The organism is Nitrosophilus sp., from assembly GCF_982775275.1.
Genome location: NZ_CEXZHP010000132.1, coordinates 2797 through 4275 on the forward strand (window position 1 = coordinate 2797; position 1479 = coordinate 4275).

A 1479-nucleotide genomic window follows, 5' to 3' on the forward strand; every position below is an offset into this window, starting at 1 on the left:
ATGCAAGCGGAGTATTTAGATATTGTCTACCAAGTTTTAAAGTAGTGTTTCCGATGGTTTTTGCGATATATGCTTCAGGGATCCAGTATCCTCCCAAATCTCCAAGTTGATTAACAACAGGGTCACCGCCTGCATCATGAGTAACTTCTACAGTTGCATCATTAGCTCTTTGCATTACACCGCTAACAAGGTTTCCTTCAAGTCCCATTGTTCCTATGATATTTGCAGTAAGTCCCGCTTGAAAATCGTTTCCAAGATCAGCTTTGGAACTAATTTGCAAACCAACGTTTCCTCTTGAATTTGCCTTATCAAAAAGATCTTGGTTTGTATTGTCTGTTTCAATAGTTTGATAATAAAGTACCGCTTGTCCGCCAAACTGCACATCAACGTCCGCCATAGCAGCGCTTGTAAATCCTAACGCCATAATTGCCGCTAAACTTAGTTTAGTCAACTTCATTCTTACTCCTTTTATATGATAAGTTTCCATTTTTTTGGGATAACAACGAGAATTATAACATTTAATTCTTAAAAATATTTTATAAATAGTTAATTTTTTTATGATTTTTTTAACAAAATCAAATATTTGTAGAAAATAGTAAGTATAGTTTTTCTTTTAAGAAAAGATTAAAACGAGTCGTTTATATAAAAAACCTTCGCTATAGGGGACTTTTTTTCCCCTATGGCGTAAAAAGGCTTTTTTTAGAAAGAGTAGCTTGCGGCTACCTTAAATATATCTTTATCCAAATCATTATCTTTAGAATCAACATTTTCATATGTAGCTAAAAAAGATAGATTTTTTATAGCAGGCGCATCATACCCTACTATGATATCTATAACTTTAGTATCTTTATTTTCGTTGCCGTTATATTTATCTTCAAGATCAAACTCCACATAAGCAAGAGTTGCGCTTAAACCTTCGATATTTGCCTTTGAAAAGTCATAATCCAAAGCTATCTTATAACTGCTTGCATCTCTCATGTTCTCAAAAGAGTTATACCATGTCTCATCTGCTACCGCAAACTCAGGATATCCTCCCCAAGCACCGAAAGTATGAATGCTTTCATCATCGCTAACTTTATCGTAAGCCAAAGTCATTCCAAAACCAGATGTGTGAGAAGCGCTAATCATTGCCCCCCATACATAATAATCTATAGTTATCCCGGCATCCGATACTTTTCCTTTGTCATCTTGAGTGTAGTATTGGATAGAGGCGCTCATATCCAAACTATCGCTCAAAAGACATTTCCAACTAAAATCGGCCTGAAGATATAGGGCGTTTAACACTTCGTGAGCATAATAGTCCCAAGCCTGCAAAGTGATATTTTCAAACCCTTCATACACAATAGCGCCAACCGTAACTCCTTCATCTGGAGCAACCGTGCTAAGATCAGCTCCAGCGTCGTTCATAGCAGCATCCGACATCGGTTTGAACTTTTTGGCGTCTTGGTTGCTATCCCAACCGCTCATTTTGGTAACATG

The 1479-nt window shown here is 36.8% G+C and carries 2 protein-coding genes; both read right to left on the minus strand.

Going from position 1 to position 1479, the window contains the following annotated elements; genetic code table 11:
* On the minus strand, positions 1–457 hold a 457-nt coding region (locus AC30RD_RS06735), incomplete at its 3' end, for a porin (RefSeq protein ID WP_489493625.1).
* 242 nt (positions 458–699) lie between these two features.
* Positions 700–1479: OprD family outer membrane porin (locus AC30RD_RS06740; protein WP_489493627.1), on the minus strand; the 780-nt coding region annotated here is incomplete at its 5' end.